The following is a 16,998-nucleotide window of genomic DNA, read 5'->3' as shown; positions in this document are numbered from 1 at the left end:
TCCGCAGAGAACAAATTAAGAACAAACTTGAGACAAAGTCAAGCGGTTCGAAATGAGTCACAGCATATGGTGGCCAGATCAAGGCAAGACGCAACCTATGGGTGCTCAGACGCCTTTTTGTCGCGCTCTGGCAGCGCCTGCGGCAAGCTGTGCGTCCACCGGCCGCGCCAGCCCGCGATCGAGCGCCTCGAGCGCCAGGCGATCGCTTTCGGCCTCGATGGTATCGATGAGGCGCTGGCGAAACGCCGCTGCCTCGAGACCGGGGGGAATGGACGGCAGGATGCTGGCGCGCGCCAGGCCCGGCCAGAGGATGAGGCTGTTGCGGCCCCAGTAGAGCCCGGAATTGAGCGCCACCGGCACGACCGGCACGCCCAGTTCGAGATACATCTTGACGATGCCCTGCCGGTATTCGGGAGCCGCCAGCGGCGGGCGGCGGGTGCCCTCGGGATAGATGACGATGCGGCAACCCTTGGCGACGGCCTCGCGCGCATCCGCCATCATCGCCGGAATGGCGCCTGCGCCGAGCGATCGATCGACCCGGATGGTGTCAAAGCTCATCGCCGCCCAGCCGAAGAACGGGATGTTCATCAGCTCCTTCTTGGCCACGAAGGCCGGGCGGCCGGTATGGGGCAGGAGCGCGAAGATATCCCAGTCGCTCTGGTGCTTGGCCGCGAGGATGCAGCCTCCGGGCGGAATGTTGTGGGCGCCTTCGACTTCGGATCTTATGCCCACCACCCAGCGCAGCAGCCAGAGGGTTGAATCCCCCCAATAGCGCGCCAGCACCCAGCCGATCCGCGTCGGGCCGCGGGCGATGATGGCGATGGTGCCGATAATGATGGCGAGGACCGCCGTCTGCCCCAGGAACAGGGCGTAAAACAGCGCCGAACGGACGGCCTGCCAGGCTTTGCGCATCGCGAAGGGTTCCGGATGGTCAGGAGGTCTGGGTGAGGAAGCGGCGAACGGTGAGGCGCGAGGTGATGGCCGTCACCGCCGCGATGACCGGCACCACGGCAGCGATGCCCAGAATACCGTCGAGCCCCAGCGAAAAGCGGCCGAAAAGGAAGCCCAGCTGGGCGCTGGCCTCATCGGGCACGACACCGCCTGCCGCAGCCCCGACCGCCGAAAAGAACAGCACCGCCGCGATGCCCCCCACCATGCCGCCGCGAAAGCCGATGGCGAGGAAACGCCCCTGGAATTCCCCGGCGATGAAGCTGTTTGAGGCGCCGATGAAGTGCAGCACATCGACGATCTCGCGGTTGGAGGCCATGGTGCCGCGCGTGGCAAAGATGATGGCGAGCACCGTGGCCACGACGATCAGCGCCAGGACCAGGAGGCCCGAGACGACGATGGTGCCGGCCATCAGGTTGAGCTGCTGGCGCCAGGCGGCATGGGTGTCGAGGGTGGCCCCGGCAACGGCCGACAGGTCGCGTTCGAGCTTTTCGATATCGGCTTCGCTGGGATCATCGATTTCCACCACCACGAGGCGGGGGATGGCGATGGCCGAAAAATCGACGCCGCTGCCGAGCCAGGGCTCGAGCAGCCCCTGGCTTTCCTCGAGCGAGAGCGCCCGTGCGGCCGTGACGCCGGGGGTGGCCAGCGCCAGGGCGACGGCGGTGCGCAGATTGCTCTCCATCACCTCGCCCTCCATCGGGCGGATCTGGATGGTGACCTCGCGCCCCACGTCGGAAGACCATGCGATGGCCGACTTCTGCACCAGCACCACCCCGCCCAGCGTGACGCCGAACAGGAAGGTCATGATGGCGACCAGCAGCACCAGCGTGCGCCCGGCCACCGAGCGCTCGGGCACGATGGCGGTGGCGCGGCTGCGCCGGAGCAGTCTGAACTCAGCCATGGAAGCTCAGCCCCCCATCCCTGAGCACCATGCGCGGATATTTGAAATTGTCGAGCAGCGGCAATTCGTGGGTGGCCAGGATGATGGTGGTGCCCATCTTGTTGAGCTCGGCGAAGAGCGTCACCAGGCGGAGCGACAATTCGGGATCGACATTGCCCGTGGGCTCGTCGGCCAGCAGGATATCGGGCCGGCCGATCACGGCGCGGGCGATGGCGGCGCGCTGCTTTTCGCCACCCGACAGCAGGGCCGGCAGCGCATCCATACGCTCCCCGAGCCCGACCCATTCGAGCAACTCGGTGACATTGGCGCGATAGGCGCTTTCGGGCCGCCCGAGAACGCGCAGAGGCAGCGCCACGTTCTCATAGGTGGTCAGATGATCGAGCAGACGGAACTCCTGGAACACGATGCCGATATGGCGCCGCATGCGCAAAAGACTGTCCTGATCGAGATCGGTCACATCCTGCCCGAACATCTTGACCCGCCCCCGGCTCGGCTTGAGCGAGAGCAGCAGGAGCTTGAGCAGGCTGGTCTTGCCCGACCCAGAGGGGCCGGTCAGGAAGTGGAACGACCCCGGCTCGATCTTGAAGCTCAGGTCGCGCAGGATTTCCGGGCCATGGCCGTAACGCAGGCCGACAGTATCGAATTCGATCAACGCCCAACTCTTTGATGGGGAACTGGTCCGCCGTTTACCATAGCGGCAAAGGATCGACTAACCTTTAAGATGGGCGAGTTTGAGGAGTATTAACTGCCCAGCGGCTAGGGTCGGACCATGATCGCTTCGGGGGCCGCCAGTCTCATCATCGAGTGCCCACACTGCGCCACGCGTTACCAGCTGCCCGGCGAGGCGCTGGGCCCGCGCGGTCGCAGGGTGCAATGCGCCAATTGCGGCAAGGCCTGGCGGGCCAGCCCGCCCCCGATCACCGAGCGCCGCCGCCGCGACGATCTCGTGACCATCGACGACGCCGTCGAAACTGCTCTCGACCAGAGCTTTGTGCGCGAGGAGCGTCGCGTCGCCCTCCCCCAGCCCTGGGCCGAGGAAACCGAAGCGGCCGAGCGCTCCATCGCCGGCATCCGGGCCGCGCTCGGGGCTTCGGCCTCGGGCCGGCCGGAGGGCAAGGTCAAATCCGGCAAGGAGCCCGAAGCGGGTCGAGACGCGCAGGATAATGCGCACCACCGCGACACCGACCGGATGGCGGCGCGGCTTGCGAGCCTCAACCGCCACCTGCCCACGGCGAGGCTGCGGCGCGGGCTTCGGCTCATGGCCGGGCTCGTGCTCGGGGGGCTCGTGGCGGGCCTGGTGCTGGGCCGGGTGGAAGTGGTGCGCGCGTTTCCCGAAATGGCCGGCGCCTATGCCGCAATCGGCCTGCCCGTCAACGTGCCGGGCATCGAGTTTCACGATCTGGCCATCGCCCTGACGCGGGAACAGGGCGCCGAGGTGCTGTCGGTCACGGCCGATCTGGTCAGCGTCTCCGCCGGGCGCGTCGCCATTCCACCGGTCGTCGTGACGCTGCTCGGAGAGACGGGCGAAACGCTCTATCGCTGGAGCGTGACGCCCGTGGCACGCGCCCTCGGGCCGGGCGAACACTATGCCTTTGCGACCCGCATCACCACACCCCCACCCGGAACGCAGAGCGTCCATCTCGGTTTTGCCGATGGCCGGGCCGTGCCCACCGGGACACAGACCGTTTCGCCAACAGGAAAGCCCAGCTGATGGCCCGCATTCTGCTCACCGAGGACGATGACAGCGTCAGGGGCTTCGTGGCCCGCGCCCTCGCCCATGTCGGCCATGACGTCGTCGAGGCCGAGGATGGCGGCATGGCGCTCGAAAGGCTGGCCGAGGACGGCCCCTTCGACCTGCTGCTCTCCGATATCCGCATGCCGGTGATGGACGGCATCGCGCTCGCGCTCTCGGTCGGGGCCAGCCATCCCGGGCTGCCCATCGTGCTGATGACCGGCTTTGCCGACCAGCGCGAACGCGCCTCCGGGCTCGAGACCATCGTCTATGACGTCATCTCCAAGCCCTTCACCCTCGCCGATCTCGTCGCCAAGGTCGAGGACGCCCTGACCGGCAAGCCGGTCGAGATCGTGCCGCTCTCACGCACCGCGCTGGGCTGAGCGCGTTTCCAGGCGCAGCGGAGACCGGTTCGCTGTCCGGAAACGCGACAGAATAAAGGCTTGCCCTCAGAGCCAGTCGGGTACGCTGTCGAGCGCGATGATGTCGGCAACGCTCGGGCGCGGCCGCACCACGTGCCAGCGGGCGCCATCGACCAGAACCTCGGGGATCAGCGGCCGCGAATTGTAGGTCGAGGCCATGACCGCGCCATAGGCCCCCGCGCTCATCACCGCGAGCAGGTCGCCCTCCCCGACCACGGGCAGGGTGCGGTTGAGCGCCAGATAGTCGCCCGTCTCGCAGACCGGGCCGACCACATCGGCCACCATGGTCTCCTTGCCCGAGCGCACGACCGGCAGGATATCGTGGTGGGCCTCGTAGAGCGTGGGGCGGATCAAGTCGTTCATCGCCGCATCGACGATCACGAAGCTCTTTTCGCCCTGCTTGAGATATTCGACACTGGTGACGAGAATGCCGGCATTGCCGGCAATCAGCCGACCCGGCTCGAGCACCAGATCGACCCCGAGCTTGCTGACATGGCGCTTGACCACTTCGGCATAGGCCATGGGATCGGGCGGCGCCTCCTTGTCGTGGTGATAGGGAATGCCGAGCCCGCCCCCGACATCGACATGGCGGATGTTGTGGCCATCGGCCCGGAGGTCGTTGACCAGTTGCGCCAGAAGCCAGAAGGCGTTGTCGAAGGGCGCCATCGCCGTGATCTGGCTTCCGATATGCATGTCGACGCCCACTGCCTCGACATTGGCAAGCTCGGCGATGCGCCCATAGACCTCATGGGCGCGCGCGAAGGGAATGCCGAACTTGTTCTCCTTCTTGCCGGTGGAGATCTTGGCATGGGTGCCGGCATCGACATCGGGATTGATGCGCACCGAGACCGGCGCGACCTTGCCCATGGCGCCCGCGACCGCATCGAGCCTTTCAAGCTCCGGCTCGCTTTCGAGGTTGAAGCAGTGGATGCCGACCGCGAGAGCGCGCTCCATCTCGGCCCGCGTCTTGCCGACGCCTGAAAAGACGATGCGATGTGGCGGGATGCCGGCGGCGAGCGCCCGCTCGAGCTCGCCCACCGAGACCACGTCGGCGCCCGCCCCTTCCCTGGCCAGAAGGCTCAGCACCGCCTGGTTGGAATTGGCCTTCATGGCATAGGCGATCAGCGTTTCGAGGCCGGCAAAGGCCTCGCGCATCACGCGGATATGCCGGCGCAGGGTGGCGGCGGAATAGACATAGAAGGGCGTGCCGACTTCGGCGGCAAGCGCCTTAAGATCGACATCCTCGGCATGGAGCCGGTCGTCGCGATACTGGAAGTGATGCACCATTGGCCCGCCCCGAGAAAACCCGCGCCGCATCATGCGGCCCATAACCCTCCCTCTAAGGCAGGCGGGGCGAAAACGGAAGGCCGCCGCTCACGGGGTCCCGTGCAGGGCCTCGATGCGTTCGGCCACGAGCTGCTGAAGCCGCCACAGCCGCCGGTCGCGGATGCCCATGGCCTCGAGCCGGCTCACCGTGGCGAAGAGATATTCAGCCATCGAGCCCTTGAAGCCGCAGGCGCGGGCCAGCACCTCAGCAAGCTCCTCGTCGGGGAGCCCCGCGACATAGCGCCCCGAATTGCGGTTCATCGCGAAGGCGAGCGCCCGTATGGGGCCATCCCTCGTCATCACATCGATCCACCGCCACGGGAAGGCGGAGGGCACCATCGTCTGTTCGCGACGGATGAGGCGATGCAGTTCATCCTCAAGCCCGATATCGGGGAGCCGATAGGCAACGCCGCGGCATTGCCCGCCCCGGTCGAGCGCCAGCATCAGCCCCGGCGTCTCGCGGCTGCCGCGATAGCGATAGTCCCAGCCGAGACAGAAGCGCCGGTGCCAGCCGCGCGCCAGCGCCAGCTGCTCGTCCTCGTGGCGGGTTTCGGGCTTCCAGATCAGCGACCCATAGGCGAAGAGCCAGAACCCGCCCTGGGGCTGGGTTGCCAGCATGGCCGCCACTTCCCGATCGTAATCGGCATCGGTGGCGACCCTATAGCCGGGCAGCAATTGCGGCCCGGGATCTTCGATCGCCCGGTGCACGCGGGCGACATGCGCCTCGGTCAGCCGCATCGGCCTGTCGCGCTGCGCCATGGGGAGCGGCCTTTACTCGATGCCGCCATCGCCATGATGGCCCGAGCGCCCGGAGGATGCCTTGCGCGGCTCGGTCTTTTCCCCGGTCAGCGCCTCGCGCCAGCGGGCGACCTGCATCAGCACATTGTCGGGCGCGGTGCCACCATAGGATTTGCGTGAGCGCACCGAGCTTTCCACCGTCAGCACCTTGTGGATGCGGCTGTCGATGCGCTCGTCGATCGCCTTGAAATCCTCGATGGTCAGACCCTCGAGCCCGCAGCCCTTGGCCTCGGCGGAAGCCACGATGCGCCCGGTGATGTGGTGGGCATCGCGGAACGGCACGCCGGCCTCGCGCACCAGCCAGTCGGCGATATCGGTGGCGGTGGAAAAGCCCGAGCTCGCCGCGGCATGCATCTTTGCCCGGTTGACGGTCAGGTCGCCGATCATCCCGGTCATGGCAGCCAGAGACAGCGACAGGGCATCGAGGGCGTCGAAAGCGACTTCCTTGTCCTCCTGCATATCCTTTGAATAGGCGAGCGGAAGGCCCTTCATGACGATGCTGAGCGCCGTCAGTGCACCGATGATGCGCCCGACCTTGGCGCGCACGAGCTCGGCCGCATCGGGATTGCGCTTTTGCGGCATGATCGAGGAGCCGGTCGAGAACTTGTCCGAAAGCCGGATGAAGCCGAACTGCGCCGAACTCCAGATCACCAGCTCCTCGGAAAAGCGCGAGAGGTGCATGGCGCAGAGGCTAGCGGCAGCCAGCGTCTCGAGCACGAAATCGCGGTCCGAGACGGCATCGAGCGAATTGGCCGTCGGGCGATCAAAGCCCAGCGCCGCGCTCGTCATGTCGCGATCGAGCGGGAAGGACGTGCCGGCGAGGGCCGCCGAGCCCAGCGGATTTTCGTTGAGGCGTTTGCGCGCATCGGCAAAGCGGCCCGCATCGCGCCCCAGCATCTCGACATAGGCCAGAAGATGATGCCCGAAGGTCACCGGCTGGGCGCTCTGCAGATGGGTGAAGCCGGGCATGATGGTCTCGGCCTCGGCCTCGGCGCGCTCGACGAGCTTCAATTGCAGCGCGGCGATCTGCCCCAGGAGCATGTCGATGCAGTCGCGGACATAGAGGCGGAAATCGGTCGCCACCTGGTCGTTGCGCGAGCGCGCCGTGTGCAGGCGCCCGGCGGCATCGCCGATCTTTTCGCGCAGCCGGCTCTCGACATTCATGTGAATGTCCTCGAGCGCCCGCGAAAATGTGAACGTGCCCGCCTCGATCTCGGAGCGTACCTCGTCTAAGCCCGCAAGTATGGCGTCGCGGTCGGCCTCGGTGAGGATGCCCGTCGCCGCCAGCATGCGGGCATGCGCGATTGACCCTGCAATGTCCTGCCGATAGAGCCGCTGATCGAACCCGATGGAGGCGTTGATCTCTTCCATGATGGCGTCGGGACCGGACGAGAACCGCCCGCCCCACATGCGATTGCTCATCGTAACCCCTGGAGCACTGCCGTGACTGAACCTGCGCCGCAAAAACCCGCCGGATCGAGAAACCGGCGCCTCGCGCTCGTCGCCCTGTCGGGCGCGGGGCTAGCTTTAGCGGCTGGACTTTGGCTTAGCAATGCCGGCAGCCCCAACGCCGCCCAGTGCCCCGCGATGGCCGAGGCGGCGACACGGATCGACGCCGCATCCACCGGTGAACTGGCCGCCCTGCAGGCCACGGGCTTCGGCCGCGGCTTTGCCGACCTCGCCTTCACCGATGCCGAGGGCAAGCCCGTCAGCATCGCGGACTTCGCCGGCAAGGGTCTGCTGGTCAATTTCTGGGCCAGCTGGTGCGTGCCCTGTCGCGAGGAGATGCCGGCGCTCGAGGCGCTTGCCGCCCGGCACAATGGCGCCGACTTCATGGTGCTGCCGATCAATCTCGATATCGGCGCCGATGGCGGCGAAAAGGCGCGCGCTTTCCTCGAGGAGGGCAACTGGCCCAACCTGCCGCTCTATGCCGACGCGACGTTCAGGGCTTTTGATCGCCTCAAGACCGAAGGCGTGGCCATCGGCCTGCCGGCGACACTGCTGCTCGATACCGAGGGCTGCGAACTTGCAGTGTTGCAGGGCCCGGCCCATTGGGACAGCCCGGATGGCGACAGGGTGGTCGAGGCGCTCAAGGCCGAGCTCTGAGCGAAGCCGGCCTGGGGCGAAGGCCTTGGCTCAGGCGCTTTTGTCGACCTTTGTTCCCTGCCCCGGCGGGGGCGCGGCGCGGGCGACCTCGTCGATCATGGCGACGAAATCCATCTGCATCTGATGGCTTTTCTTGGCGACGGCGATCTCCACGAGGCCCTGCGTGCGCTGGGCCGAGAGCATCGCCATCTGCGTTGCGATTTCCATGCGCCATCCTCCTGCCTCCAAGGCTAGGGGCGCAGCGTTAAGAGGGACTTACCGCCCGCCGAAGAGGATGACCCCGCGCCGGCGCAATGGCACGGCCAGCAGCAGGCCCGCGAGAATTCCCCCCAGATGCGCCCACCACGCCACCGGCTCCTCGCTGCCGATGACGAGGTAGAAGACCTGCGTCCCGATCCAGACCGCCAGCATCCACACCGCCGGTATAGGCAGCGGAATCGGGATGACGAGGCGGAAGAGCACATAGACCCGGGCGTGCGGGAACAGCATGAGATAAGCCCCCATCACGCCCGCGACCGCACCCGAAGCGCCGATCAGCGGACCCAAGTCATTGATATTGAACAGTAAATGCACGAGCGCCGCCGCTGCGGCGCAGAGGAAATAGAAGACGAGGTAGCGCACATGGCCCAGCGCGTCCTCGATATTATCTCCGAACACCCAGAGGAAGAGCATGTTGGAGAGCAGGTGCAGCCAGTCGGCATGCAGAAATGCATAGGTGACGAGGGTCGACTGATCGGGCAGCCAGGCGACCGGTGCCGGATAGAGATCGCGCACCACCACCGGAATCATCCCGAAACCGAGCACGAACCGGTCCCATTCGGGCTCGGTGAGGATCGATTGAACGAGGAAGACAAGCACCGTCGCCCCGATCAGGGCATAGTTCACATATGGAAAACTGATATGCCGGATCGGGTTGCGATCATGCAGAGGCAGGAACATTCACGGCTTCCCCCAAATCGCAACCCGGTCGAAATCGCTTATGAATTCAGGCGTTTCTGCTCGCCGGTGAACTGACCCGGCTGCCAGAGCACATCCTTGCTGCCATTGCCATTGGCCGCGCGCGCCATGACGAACAGCAGATCCGAAAGCCGGTTGAGATAGACCAGCGCGTGGGCGTTGACCTCGGGCTCCTTGCCGGCAAGGGCAAAGGCATGGCGCTCGGCGCGCCGGCTGATGGTCCGCGCCAGATGCAGCGCGGCGGCCAGCGGAGTGCCGCCGGGCAATACAAAACTGGTGAGGGGCGCGAGCTGCTCATTGAAGGCATCGATCTGCCCTTCGATCCAGGCGGCCTGATCGGCCGTGATGCGCAGCGAGGGCGCAACGCCGTCCGGGTCCTGGCCGGGGGTGGCGAAATCGGACCCCAGATCGAAGAGATCGTTCTGGATGCGGGCCAGCACACTGTCGAGCCTTGGCATGCCCTGGGTCTGGAGACGCGCGAGCCCGATGGCGGAATTGGTCTCGTCGATCGTGCCGAACACCTCGACCCGCAGATCGTATTTCATCCGGCGCGGACCGCGCACGAGCCCGGTCGTGCCGTTATCGCCTGTCTTCGTGTAGATTTTATTGAGCTTTACCATAGACTTAACCGCGACCAAAGAAGAACAGTGCACCGAGGATAACGACCAGCGCCACGGCCTGCGCGATGACGCGGGCCCGCATCAGCATCTGGCTCTTGTTGCCGTCTCCGCCTTTGAACATGTTCCAGAGGCCCATGAACAGGATGACGGCCACCACCATGACCGCGACGAAGGTGATCAGCGAGACGATTGAATTGTTCATCGGATTTCCGTTGCCCGACCCGGCGGACGCATGCCTGCCGCTGCGGGGCCCTTGTTGATCGTGCTGTGCAGTCCCCGGCCGAGCGCATCGTAGATCGCGCGGATACGGCGGCTGGTGTAAAGTTCGCGATGGGTCGTCAGCCAGACCTCCATGCTGGCCACCGGCGCGCTGGAAAACAGCGGCACCAGCCCGGGCGTGACGGCCACGAGGCCGGCTTGCGCAAAGCCGATACCGAGCCCGGCCTTGATCAACTCCCACATCGCAGTCTGGCTATCGGTCCTTACTACGAAATCGGCGCGCCTTAGATCAAACCCGAGTGCTTTGGCCGCAAGCGTGATGGCATCGGACCGATCATAGCCGATCAGGGCGTGCCTGCCGAGGTCGGCCATCGTTTGTGGGGGACCGTGGCGATCGAGATAGTTGCGATGGGCGCAGGCGATGACCGGAATATCCCCCAGATGCCGGGAGATGAGATCGAGCTGGGCCGGGCGGAACATGCGCACGGCGATATCGGCCTCGCGCAGCAGCAGATTATCGGCCGTATCGCTGGCCACGAGCTCGAGCGCGATGCCCGGATGGTCGGCGCGGATGGCCGCGAGAATCGGCGGTAGCACGTGATGGGCCATCATGGTGCTGGCGGTGATCCGCACCGATCCTTCGAGCGCCTCCGTCGCGCCCTCGGCGATGAGGCCGGCACGGGCCAGGGCGGATTCAGCCTCGCGGACGGGCTCGTAGAGCTTGAGCGCTGTTTCGGTGGGGCGCAGGCCGGACAGGGAGCGCTCGAAGAGGGTAACTTCAAGAACCTGTTCCAGCGCCTCGATATGTCGGCCGAGCGTTGGCTGGCTCAACCCGATGGCGCGGGCGGCAGCAGACAGCGAGCCGTTATCGACCACCGCCGCAAAGCTGCGCCAGAGCGCCCAATCGGGTTCGACATCGCGCATTCCATACAATCCTGAATGGCCGCCAGAGCAACATAGCGGATCGTCATTCATTCAGGAAGGGGCGATCTTGGCCTCCAACAATAAGGAGCCGCCAGATGTCTCAATCCGCCCAGAAGCCTCGCATCGTTATCCTCGGCCTCAACGGCCATATCGGCCAGGCCGCGGCAAAGGCCTTCATCGCCGCGGGCTGGAGCGTGACGGGCTTTGCCCGCAGCAACCGGATGCCGATCGCAGGCGTCGATTTCGTCGCAGGAACGGCTGATTCCGTGCCTGACATGCGGGCAGCGATCGGGGATGCGGACATCGTCCTCAACGCGCTCAACCTGCCCTATGACAAATGGGACCGGGGTCGGGCCGAAGCGCAGCTCGGACGGGTGCTGAAGGCGCTCGGGCGGACGGGGAAGACCCTGCTATTTCCCGGAAATGTCTACAATTATGCCGCCAGCGACAGAGCCCTTACGCCTGACCTGCCGCAGTATCCCGAGACCCCGCGCGGTGCGATCCGGGTGCGGATGGAAGAGATGCTCTTAGCCGCCGCCCGGCGCGGGGATATAAACGCCATCATCCTGCGGGCAGGCGATTTCTACGGACCCGGCAATCACGGGAACGACATGTTCGGCCAGATGATCCTGCGCGAGATCGGCAAGGGGCGGGTGGCGCTGCATCATGATCTCGATCTCCCTCACGCCTGGGCCTATCTGCCTGACCTCGCCCGAGCCTTCGTGGCACTGGCGGAAAGGCGGGGCGATTTCGAGGCTTTCGCACGCTTCAACTTCGCCGGGCACTTCCTGACCGGACGGCAGATTCTTAAGGTCGTCGAGGATGTTGCAGGACATCCCCTCCGTGCCGTACCCCTGCCCTGGACGATGCTGTCGGCCATGGGGCTGGTGATGCCGCTGATGCGGGAGATCGTGAAGACGCGCTATCTCTGGGAGAACCCGATGGCGCTGGTCGATCCGCGGCTGGAGGCGATTCTGGGGCCCGGTTTCGGCACCGATCCGGCCGAATCGATCAGGGCGACGGTGGCACCGATTCTGCTGAAAAGCCGAGTTGCCGCCTGACATCCTCGGGGGTCCAGCCGGCGGCGCGCAGGCCGGAAAGGCTCTGCGAGCCGCGCGACTTGGCGAGCTTTTCCCCGCTCGAATCAACGAGCAGGCGGTGGTGGGCGTAGACGGGATGAGGCAGGCCCAGAAGCGCCTGCAGCAGCACGTGCAGATCGGTCGCCGCCTCGAGATCCTGCCCGCGGACAACATGGCTAATGCCTTGATCGGCATCGTCGATCACGACGGAGAGGTGATAGCTCGTGGGTACATCCTTGCGCACCAGAACGACATCGCCCCAGCGTGCCGGATCGGCGGGTCGGGAGGCGTGGGCTTCGAGCCGGCCATGGCGTTCGAAGCCGGGGATAAAATCGATACGCAAAGGGCCGGTCGAGCGGATCGCCCGGTCCATCGCGAGCCGCCATTGGACGGGTTCGCCCTGGGCGAGACGGGCCACAACCTCATCGGCAGGGCGGTGGCGACAGGTTCCCGGATAGAGCGGAGCGCCATCGGGGTCGCGCCCGTCCGCTTGCTCGGCAACCGATTTTCTCGAACAGAAACACGCGTAAAGAAACGTGCGATCACGCAGCACACCTGCGGCATTCGCGTAAAGTTCGAGTCTTTGCGATTGTTGTAGTACCGGACGCGGCCAATCGAGCCCGAGCCATGTGAGGTCGTCCTCGATTCCGGCGACAAATTCGGGTCGACTGCGCACCGGATCGATGTCTTCGATGCGCAGGAGCCAGGTACCCCCCGCCGCCCTCGCGGCATGCCACCCGACAAGCGCGGAATAGGCATGGCCCAGATGCAGGCGCCCATTCGGGCTGGGCGCGAAGCGCAGGATGGGGTGCGGGGGTGCGGGCGAGGACATGAGGAGGCGGACCCTAGCATGACGGACCCCGTGACGCACCGGCTGACGACGGCCGAGGCCATCGCCGAGCATCTTCATGGATTGATCCGGCGCGACGGGCGGCTGGCTGATGTGGTGGCGCGGGCCGGGCCGGTGGATGTGCGGATGACCGAGCCGGGCTTTGCCGGCATGGCCAAGGTGATCTGCGGGCAGCAGCTGTCGGTGGCAAGCGCGCGGGCCATCTGGACCCGCTTCGCGGCGATCGAGGGCGCTACCGACCCCGGCCAGTTCCTGCTCCTGCCCGAAGAGACGATCCGGGCGAGCGGATTTTCGGCCGGCAAGACGCGGACCCTGCGGGCGGTGGCCGAGGCCGTGGTGGCGGGGGAACTCGACTTTTCCCATATCGAGCTGTTGCCGGCCGAGGCGGCGATCGCCCGGCTCACCGCCATCAAGGGCATCGGCCCGTGGACGGCCGAAATCTACCTCATGTTCTGCGCCGGGCACCCGGATGTGTTTCCCTCGGGCGACCTCGCCCTGCAAAAGGCGGTGGCCCACGCGCTGGGGCTCGATACGCGGCCGGCTGCCGCCGAGCTGGCAGCGATCGCCAAGGCGTGGTCGCCGCACCGGGCGGCCGCGGCCCTGCTGTTCTGGCGCTATTTCGCCGCGATACGGGAGCGCGAGGGCATCGCGCTCTGAGCCGGCAGTGGCGCAAAGGGCCAATCTCTGGCAAGCTCGCCACATTCTCGACAGTCCAGAGCCCGGAGCCAAGCCTTGACCGACTCGACGGTTTTCCTGCCGCCCGACCGCCGCCCCGGACGGGGCGGGGTGTTCATTCCCCCGCTGCTGATCGTGCCGCTGATCATCTACAACCTCGTGGCGTTCCTGTTCATGGGCGGCAATCCGGCCGGCTGGGCGGGCACGGTGATGACCATACCCATGGTCTCGGGCATCGCCTGGTCGCTGACCTCGGGCGACCTGATGATCATCATGGGGCTGGTGGCGCTGTGCATCGAGGTGATCAAATCCACCAATACCGGCCGCTCCTCGGTGCTCGAGCACATCATCTCGACGCTGGTGTTCATCGTTTTCCTCGTCGAATTCCTGCTCGCAGGGGCGGCAGCCAGTTCGGTCTTCTTCATCCTGATGCTGATGGCACTGATCGACGTGGTGGCCGGCTTCACGGTGTCCATCACCAGCGCCGGGCGCGACGTGACGATGGGCTGAAGCCCATATTCGCAGTGGTAACAAAAGGGAACCTGCCCTATATGAAGGGCAGGTCAAAACGCCAGCGGGGACTTTCGGCATGGCTCTGGGCAGCGCGAAGGGACATGAAAAGGAAGTCTGCGGCGCCATGGCAGACATCCTCAACCGCATCGGCGACAAATGGAGCGTGATGGTGGTGGGCTTTCTCGCCCGGCGCACCATGCGCTTCAATGAATTGCGCAATGGCATCGGCGGCATCTCGCAGCGCATGCTGACCCTGACCCTGCGCAATCTCGAGCGCGACGGGCTGGTGACGCGCACGGTCTATCCCGAAATTCCACCGCGGGTGGAATATGCGCTGACCGATCTGGGACGGACGCTGACCGAGCCGCTCGATGCGCTGTGGAACTGGGCCGCGACCCACCAGCACGAGGTGAAGGCGGCGCGCGAAGCCTATGACGGTCGTGGCGACGCCCTGCCCCGGCCGCGCCTCGAGGCCGCCGAGTAGGCGGCAACCAAAGCCCCCCATTTCGCATTGGTTCTTCTGAACGAACGTGGGCGGACCGCGCCCGCGCGCTTGCGCGCCGCCGGCTGTCAAGACCGGCCGGCCGCAGCAAGATCGCATGGAGCACGAGATGAAGCCGATCATCACGGGGCTGATGATAAGCCTCGCCCTGACCCTGCCAGTGCAGATCGGCCCGGCCATGGCCCAGACCCCCGAGGCCGTTCCGCAAAATACGCCGGCGCCTGCGGGGCCGCTGCCCGGCCTGCCGGCGGCCCCACCGCCGCTCGATGGCGCACCGCCGGCAATGGAGGTGAGCGTCGACCCGGTCGAGCAGGCGGCGCTCGTGACCTCGACCGAACAATTCGCCAACTCGGCCGCCATGGCCAGCCTGCTGCTGGCGCTGGGCGCCCAGGCGGTTGCCGGGGCGAGCCAGGATGCCGAACTCGTGGCCTTCGCCACCGACAGCCTTGCCCGCCACACCCGCCTCGTCGAGGCGCTGCGCGCGGCAGCGGCGGCCGGCCCGGTGATGGTGCCGGTGCCGCTCGGCCTCGACATGACCCACCGCCAGAAACTCGATGCGTTGAGCGGTGGCGTGAGCGCCACCGGCGCCGAGGCGAGCATCGAAGCCCGCTATGCAACAATGGCTGCCGAAATCGGCGCCGTCGCGGAAGCGCTCTACACCGCCTATGCCGAAAAAGGCGAAGACAGCCCCCTCAAGGGCTTCGCCGCCGAAGCCCTGCCCGAGATCGCCGCCGAACATGCGGCGGCGGAGGCTTTGCTGGCGCGGGTTGGGGGGTAGGTTCGGGGGACGTTGAGAGGGGTTGTTTCGGGGGAAGTTGCCCTGATCTGGCCTGCGGCCAATGTCTCGCAACCGGGAGAAGTGAGGTGAAGTCCTCACGCTGAGGAGCCCCGCGAGGGGCGTCTCGAAGGGCGAGGGCCGCCAGCGCCGGTGGTCCCGACCTCGTGGTTCGAGACGCGGCTGAAGCCGCTCCTCACCATGAGGTCTCTCGTGGAATTCACAAAGGACCTCACCCTGAGGAGCCCCGATAGGGGCGTCTCGAAGGGCGAGGGCCGGGTCCACCGAGCGCACGTCCTCGTCCTTCGAGACGGGGCTCCGCCCCTCCTCAGGATGAGGACTAGGCAGGCGCAATCAGGTGGGGCGAGAACAGGTCACACGATCCCTCACCTCTCTCCGCCGGAACGGTACACGGAAGCAGGAACGACCCAGTGGGGGTCACCAAGTGCAATGCTCCCCGCCCCTCGTGGTTCGAGACGCGGCTGTCGCCGCTCCTCACCATGAGGTCTCTCGTGCAATTCACGGCGGTCCTTCATCCTGAGGCTTCCGAGCCGCCCTGAGAGGCAGTCGGCTATCCCTCGGCGACCGGGGTGATGAGGGCGGCGACGGCGTTTCGGTAGAGGGTGGGGTCGGCGCCGTCCTCGATGGCGAGGGCGGCGCGGTCGAAGGCGGCCGAGAGCAGGTCGGTGAGGGCGTCGAGCGCGGCATCGGGAGGCCGGCCCTGCGCGGCGAAGGCGGCCCGGAGCCCGGCCCGCAGCGTGCGTGCCGCCTTGTCCTCATCGAGCCGCTTCATGGCGCGATAGCCCAGTATTGCCGGTCCCTCGATCAGCAGCAGCCGGGTGCGGCCGGGCACGCGCATGGCGGCGAGATAGGCCTGGCTGCCGGCCAGCAGCGCATCCACCGGATCGGTGCTGGTGGCGGACATGGTTTCGATCTCGCGCGCGACCGCCTCGCCCTCGGCCTCGACAACGGCGTGGAACACGGCCTGCTTGTCGGCGAAATGATGATAGAGCGCTCCCCGCGTCAGCCCGGCCTCGGCAGCGATCTCCGGGGTACCCGTTTCGGCATAACCTTTTGAAACAAAAAGCGTCCGCGCCGCAGCGAGCAGCGCGGCACGGGTCGCGAGGGTGCGTTCGGCATTCGAGCGCCTGGCTTGCATACATACAGCCTGTATGTTAAATCGCAGTCATACATGCAGTTTGTATGTGATTTGAGAACAGGTGCAAGATGAATCTGACGAGCTTTTACCCCGTGCTGATGAGCCACAACGTGGCGGCACGTGCGGCTTTCTATGTCGACCATTTCGGCTTTCGGCCGCTGTTCGAGAGCGACTGGTATGTGCACCTGCAGGCCAAGGCCGATCCGCGGGTCAACCTCGCCATCCTCGCCGGCGACCACGAAACCATCCCGCCGGCGGGGCGCGGGATGGCCACCGGCATGCTGCTCAATTTCGAGGTGGAGGATGTCGATGCGGTGCACGAGACGCTGGCGGCGGCCGGCCTGCCGATCCTGCTGCCGCTGCGCGACGAGGATTTCGGCCAGCGCCATTTCATCACCGCCGATCCCGAGGGCGTGCTGATCGACATCATTACCCCCATTCCGCCCACGGCCGAATTCGCGGCGCAGTATCTGGGGACCGAATAGAGGT

At 66.2% G+C, this 16,998-nt stretch carries 22 protein-coding genes; 9 read left to right on the top strand and 13 right to left on the bottom strand.

Annotation, left to right across the window (positions count from 1 at the left end; genetic code table 11):
• Positions 1-105: 105 nt before the first annotated feature.
• The 3 genes from BT183_RS14360 to ftsE are packed head-to-tail and all read right to left on the bottom strand — an operon-like array spanning position 106 to position 2,504.
• On the bottom strand, positions 106-912 hold the full coding sequence (locus BT183_RS14360; RefSeq protein WP_072344355.1) for a lysophospholipid acyltransferase family protein: 807 nt from the start codon (positions 910-912) through the stop codon (positions 106-108).
• A 19-nt stretch (positions 913-931) separates the two neighbouring features.
• On the bottom strand, positions 932-1,852 hold the full coding sequence (locus tag BT183_RS14355) for a cell division protein FtsX (protein ID WP_072344352.1): 921 nt from the start codon (positions 1,850-1,852) through the stop codon (positions 932-934).
• Positions 1,845-2,504, bottom strand: a complete 660-nt coding sequence (ftsE, locus tag BT183_RS14350; RefSeq protein ID WP_072344350.1) for a cell division ATP-binding protein FtsE — start codon at positions 2,502-2,504, stop codon at positions 1,845-1,847. Before ftsE ends, BT183_RS14355 begins: the two co-directional genes overlap by 8 nt.
• 117 nt (positions 2,505-2,621) lie before the next feature.
• Here ftsE and BT183_RS14345 point away from each other — a divergent pair, with 117 nt between their 5' ends.
• Positions 2,622-3,563: a zinc-ribbon domain-containing protein gene (locus tag BT183_RS14345; protein WP_072344348.1), complete on the top strand. Its 942-nt coding sequence runs from the start codon at positions 2,622-2,624 to the stop codon at positions 3,561-3,563.
• Positions 3,563-3,967, top strand: coding sequence for a response regulator (locus BT183_RS14340; protein WP_072344346.1), 405 nt, complete (start codon positions 3,563-3,565; stop codon positions 3,965-3,967). Before BT183_RS14345 ends, BT183_RS14340 begins: the two co-directional genes overlap by 1 nt.
• A gap of 66 nt (positions 3,968-4,033) precedes the next feature.
• Here the strand turns inward: BT183_RS14340 and lysA are convergent, their stop codons facing one another.
• The 3 genes from lysA to argH all read right to left on the bottom strand — a co-directional run bounded on the left by lysA (position 4,034) and on the right by argH (position 7,552).
• Entirely contained in the window at positions 4,034-5,290 is a 1,257-nt protein-coding gene (lysA, locus tag BT183_RS14335) for a diaminopimelate decarboxylase (RefSeq protein WP_072344872.1), read from the bottom strand.
• 90 nt (positions 5,291-5,380) lie between these two features.
• On the bottom strand, positions 5,381-6,091 hold the full coding sequence (locus BT183_RS14330) for a gamma-glutamylcyclotransferase (RefSeq protein ID WP_072344342.1): 711 nt from the start codon (positions 6,089-6,091) through the stop codon (positions 5,381-5,383).
• 12 nt (positions 6,092-6,103) lie between these two features.
• Positions 6,104-7,552: an argininosuccinate lyase gene (gene argH / locus BT183_RS14325; RefSeq protein ID WP_084603546.1), complete on the bottom strand. Its 1,449-nt coding sequence runs from the start codon at positions 7,550-7,552 to the stop codon at positions 6,104-6,106.
• A gap of 21 nt (positions 7,553-7,573) precedes the next feature.
• On the opposite strand from argH, the gene BT183_RS14320 reads away from it, so the two are divergent.
• Positions 7,574-8,236, top strand: a complete 663-nt coding sequence (locus BT183_RS14320) for a TlpA family protein disulfide reductase (RefSeq protein WP_072344340.1) — start codon at positions 7,574-7,576, stop codon at positions 8,234-8,236.
• 30 nt (positions 8,237-8,266) lie between these two features.
• Here the strand turns inward: BT183_RS14320 and BT183_RS20785 are convergent, their stop codons facing one another.
• The 5 genes from BT183_RS20785 to BT183_RS14300 are packed head-to-tail and all read right to left on the bottom strand — an operon-like array spanning position 8,267 to position 10,956.
• Complete coding sequence (locus BT183_RS20785) at positions 8,267-8,443, bottom strand: hypothetical protein (RefSeq protein WP_177282553.1); 177 nt, start codon at positions 8,441-8,443, stop codon at positions 8,267-8,269.
• A gap of 48 nt (positions 8,444-8,491) precedes the next feature.
• Positions 8,492-9,175 (bottom strand): rhomboid family intramembrane serine protease, encoded by a 684-nt coding sequence (locus BT183_RS14315; protein WP_072344337.1) that lies wholly within the window; start codon positions 9,173-9,175, stop codon positions 8,492-8,494.
• 38 nt (positions 9,176-9,213) lie between these two features.
• Positions 9,214-9,813, bottom strand: a complete 600-nt coding sequence (locus tag BT183_RS14310) for a cob(I)yrinic acid a,c-diamide adenosyltransferase (RefSeq protein WP_072344334.1) — start codon at positions 9,811-9,813, stop codon at positions 9,214-9,216.
• Between the two features lie 4 nt (positions 9,814-9,817).
• Positions 9,818-10,015, bottom strand: coding sequence for a twin transmembrane helix small protein (locus BT183_RS14305; protein WP_072344331.1), 198 nt, complete (start codon positions 10,013-10,015; stop codon positions 9,818-9,820).
• Positions 10,012-10,956: a LysR family transcriptional regulator gene (locus BT183_RS14300; RefSeq protein WP_072344329.1), complete on the bottom strand. Its 945-nt coding sequence runs from the start codon at positions 10,954-10,956 to the stop codon at positions 10,012-10,014. The genes BT183_RS14305 and BT183_RS14300 overlap by 4 nt, the downstream gene beginning before the upstream one ends.
• A gap of 95 nt (positions 10,957-11,051) precedes the next feature.
• Here BT183_RS14300 and BT183_RS14295 point away from each other — a divergent pair, with 95 nt between their 5' ends.
• The gene (locus BT183_RS14295; protein ID WP_072344326.1) at positions 11,052-12,017 is read left to right on the top strand and encodes an NAD-dependent epimerase/dehydratase family protein; all 966 of its coding nucleotides are present in this window, start codon (positions 11,052-11,054) and stop codon (positions 12,015-12,017) included.
• On the opposite strand, the gene gluQRS is transcribed toward BT183_RS14295, so the two are convergent.
• Positions 11,968-12,867, bottom strand: a complete 900-nt coding sequence (gene gluQRS, locus BT183_RS14290; RefSeq protein WP_072344324.1) for a tRNA glutamyl-Q(34) synthetase GluQRS — start codon at positions 12,865-12,867, stop codon at positions 11,968-11,970. The genes BT183_RS14295 and gluQRS overlap by 50 nt on opposite strands.
• 18 nt (positions 12,868-12,885) lie before the next feature.
• Here gluQRS and BT183_RS14285 point away from each other — a divergent pair, with 18 nt between their 5' ends.
• The 4 genes from BT183_RS14285 (at position 12,886) to BT183_RS14270 (ending at position 15,353) form a co-directional block, all read left to right on the top strand.
• Positions 12,886-13,542 (top strand): DNA-3-methyladenine glycosylase family protein, encoded by a 657-nt coding sequence (locus BT183_RS14285; protein WP_072344321.1) that lies wholly within the window; start codon positions 12,886-12,888, stop codon positions 13,540-13,542.
• A 192-nt stretch (positions 13,543-13,734) separates the two neighbouring features.
• A complete protein-coding gene (locus tag BT183_RS14280; RefSeq protein WP_425290576.1) occupies positions 13,735-14,070 on the top strand; it encodes a hypothetical protein in 336 nt (111 codons plus the stop codon).
• Between the two features lie 127 nt (positions 14,071-14,197).
• Positions 14,198-14,557: a winged helix-turn-helix transcriptional regulator gene (locus tag BT183_RS14275; protein WP_177282551.1), complete on the top strand. Its 360-nt coding sequence runs from the start codon at positions 14,198-14,200 to the stop codon at positions 14,555-14,557.
• Between the two features lie 127 nt (positions 14,558-14,684).
• Entirely contained in the window at positions 14,685-15,353 is a 669-nt protein-coding gene (locus BT183_RS14270; protein WP_072344317.1) for a DUF4142 domain-containing protein, read from the top strand.
• Positions 15,354-15,921: 568 nt separating this feature from the next.
• On the opposite strand, the gene BT183_RS14265 is transcribed toward BT183_RS14270, so the two are convergent.
• A complete protein-coding gene (locus BT183_RS14265; RefSeq protein ID WP_072344314.1) occupies positions 15,922-16,509 on the bottom strand; it encodes a TetR/AcrR family transcriptional regulator in 588 nt (195 codons plus the stop codon).
• A gap of 68 nt (positions 16,510-16,577) precedes the next feature.
• On the opposite strand from BT183_RS14265, the gene BT183_RS14260 reads away from it, so the two are divergent.
• A complete protein-coding gene (locus tag BT183_RS14260) occupies positions 16,578-16,994 on the top strand; it encodes a VOC family protein (RefSeq protein ID WP_072344312.1) in 417 nt (138 codons plus the stop codon).
• Positions 16,995-16,998 lie beyond the last annotated feature (4 nt).

This window comes from Devosia enhydra (genome assembly GCF_900119845.1).
Lineage (GTDB): Bacteria > Pseudomonadota > Alphaproteobacteria > Rhizobiales > Devosiaceae > FPKU01.
The sequence above is the reverse complement of the archived record's forward strand: the minus strand, read 5'-3'. Positions and strand labels throughout refer to the sequence as shown.

Bases quoted from the DNA above. Each gene is read 5' to 3' on its own strand.
- BT183_RS14360 (WP_072344355.1), bottom strand. From the start codon at position 912: ATGCGCAAAGCCTGGCAGGCCGTCCGTTCGGCGCTGTTTTACGCCCTG.
- BT183_RS14355 (WP_072344352.1), bottom strand. From the start codon at position 1,852: ATGGCTGAGTTCAGACTGCTCCGGCGCAGCCGCGCCACCGCCATCGTG.
- BT183_RS14345 (WP_072344348.1), top strand. From the start codon at position 2,622: ATGATCGCTTCGGGGGCCGCCAGTCTCATCATCGAGTGCCCACACTGC.
- BT183_RS14340 (WP_072344346.1), top strand. From the start codon at position 3,563: ATGGCCCGCATTCTGCTCACCGAGGACGATGACAGCGTCAGGGGCTTC.
- BT183_RS14330 (WP_072344342.1), bottom strand. From the start codon at position 6,091: ATGGCGCAGCGCGACAGGCCGATGCGGCTGACCGAGGCGCATGTCGCC.
- argH (WP_084603546.1), bottom strand. From the start codon at position 7,552: ATGAGCAATCGCATGTGGGGCGGGCGGTTCTCGTCCGGTCCCGACGCC.
- BT183_RS20785 (WP_177282553.1), bottom strand. From the start codon at position 8,443: ATGGAAATCGCAACGCAGATGGCGATGCTCTCGGCCCAGCGCACGCAG.
- BT183_RS14315 (WP_072344337.1), bottom strand. From the start codon at position 9,175: ATGTTCCTGCCTCTGCATGATCGCAACCCGATCCGGCATATCAGTTTT.
- BT183_RS14310 (WP_072344334.1), bottom strand. From the start codon at position 9,813: ATGGTAAAGCTCAATAAAATCTACACGAAGACAGGCGATAACGGCACG.
- BT183_RS14305 (WP_072344331.1), bottom strand. From the start codon at position 10,015: ATGAACAATTCAATCGTCTCGCTGATCACCTTCGTCGCGGTCATGGTG.
- BT183_RS14300 (WP_072344329.1), bottom strand. From the start codon at position 10,956: ATGCGCGATGTCGAACCCGATTGGGCGCTCTGGCGCAGCTTTGCGGCG.
- BT183_RS14295 (WP_072344326.1), top strand. From the start codon at position 11,052: ATGTCTCAATCCGCCCAGAAGCCTCGCATCGTTATCCTCGGCCTCAAC.
- gluQRS (WP_072344324.1), bottom strand. From the start codon at position 12,867: ATGTCCTCGCCCGCACCCCCGCACCCCATCCTGCGCTTCGCGCCCAGC.
- BT183_RS14285 (WP_072344321.1), top strand. From the start codon at position 12,886: ATGACGGACCCCGTGACGCACCGGCTGACGACGGCCGAGGCCATCGCC.
- BT183_RS14280 (WP_425290576.1), top strand. From the start codon at position 13,735: ATGGGCGGCAATCCGGCCGGCTGGGCGGGCACGGTGATGACCATACCC.
- BT183_RS14275 (WP_177282551.1), top strand. From the start codon at position 14,198: ATGGCAGACATCCTCAACCGCATCGGCGACAAATGGAGCGTGATGGTG.
- BT183_RS14270 (WP_072344317.1), top strand. From the start codon at position 14,685: ATGAAGCCGATCATCACGGGGCTGATGATAAGCCTCGCCCTGACCCTG.
- BT183_RS14265 (WP_072344314.1), bottom strand. From the start codon at position 16,509: ATGCAAGCCAGGCGCTCGAATGCCGAACGCACCCTCGCGACCCGTGCC.
- BT183_RS14260 (WP_072344312.1), top strand. From the start codon at position 16,578: ATGAATCTGACGAGCTTTTACCCCGTGCTGATGAGCCACAACGTGGCG.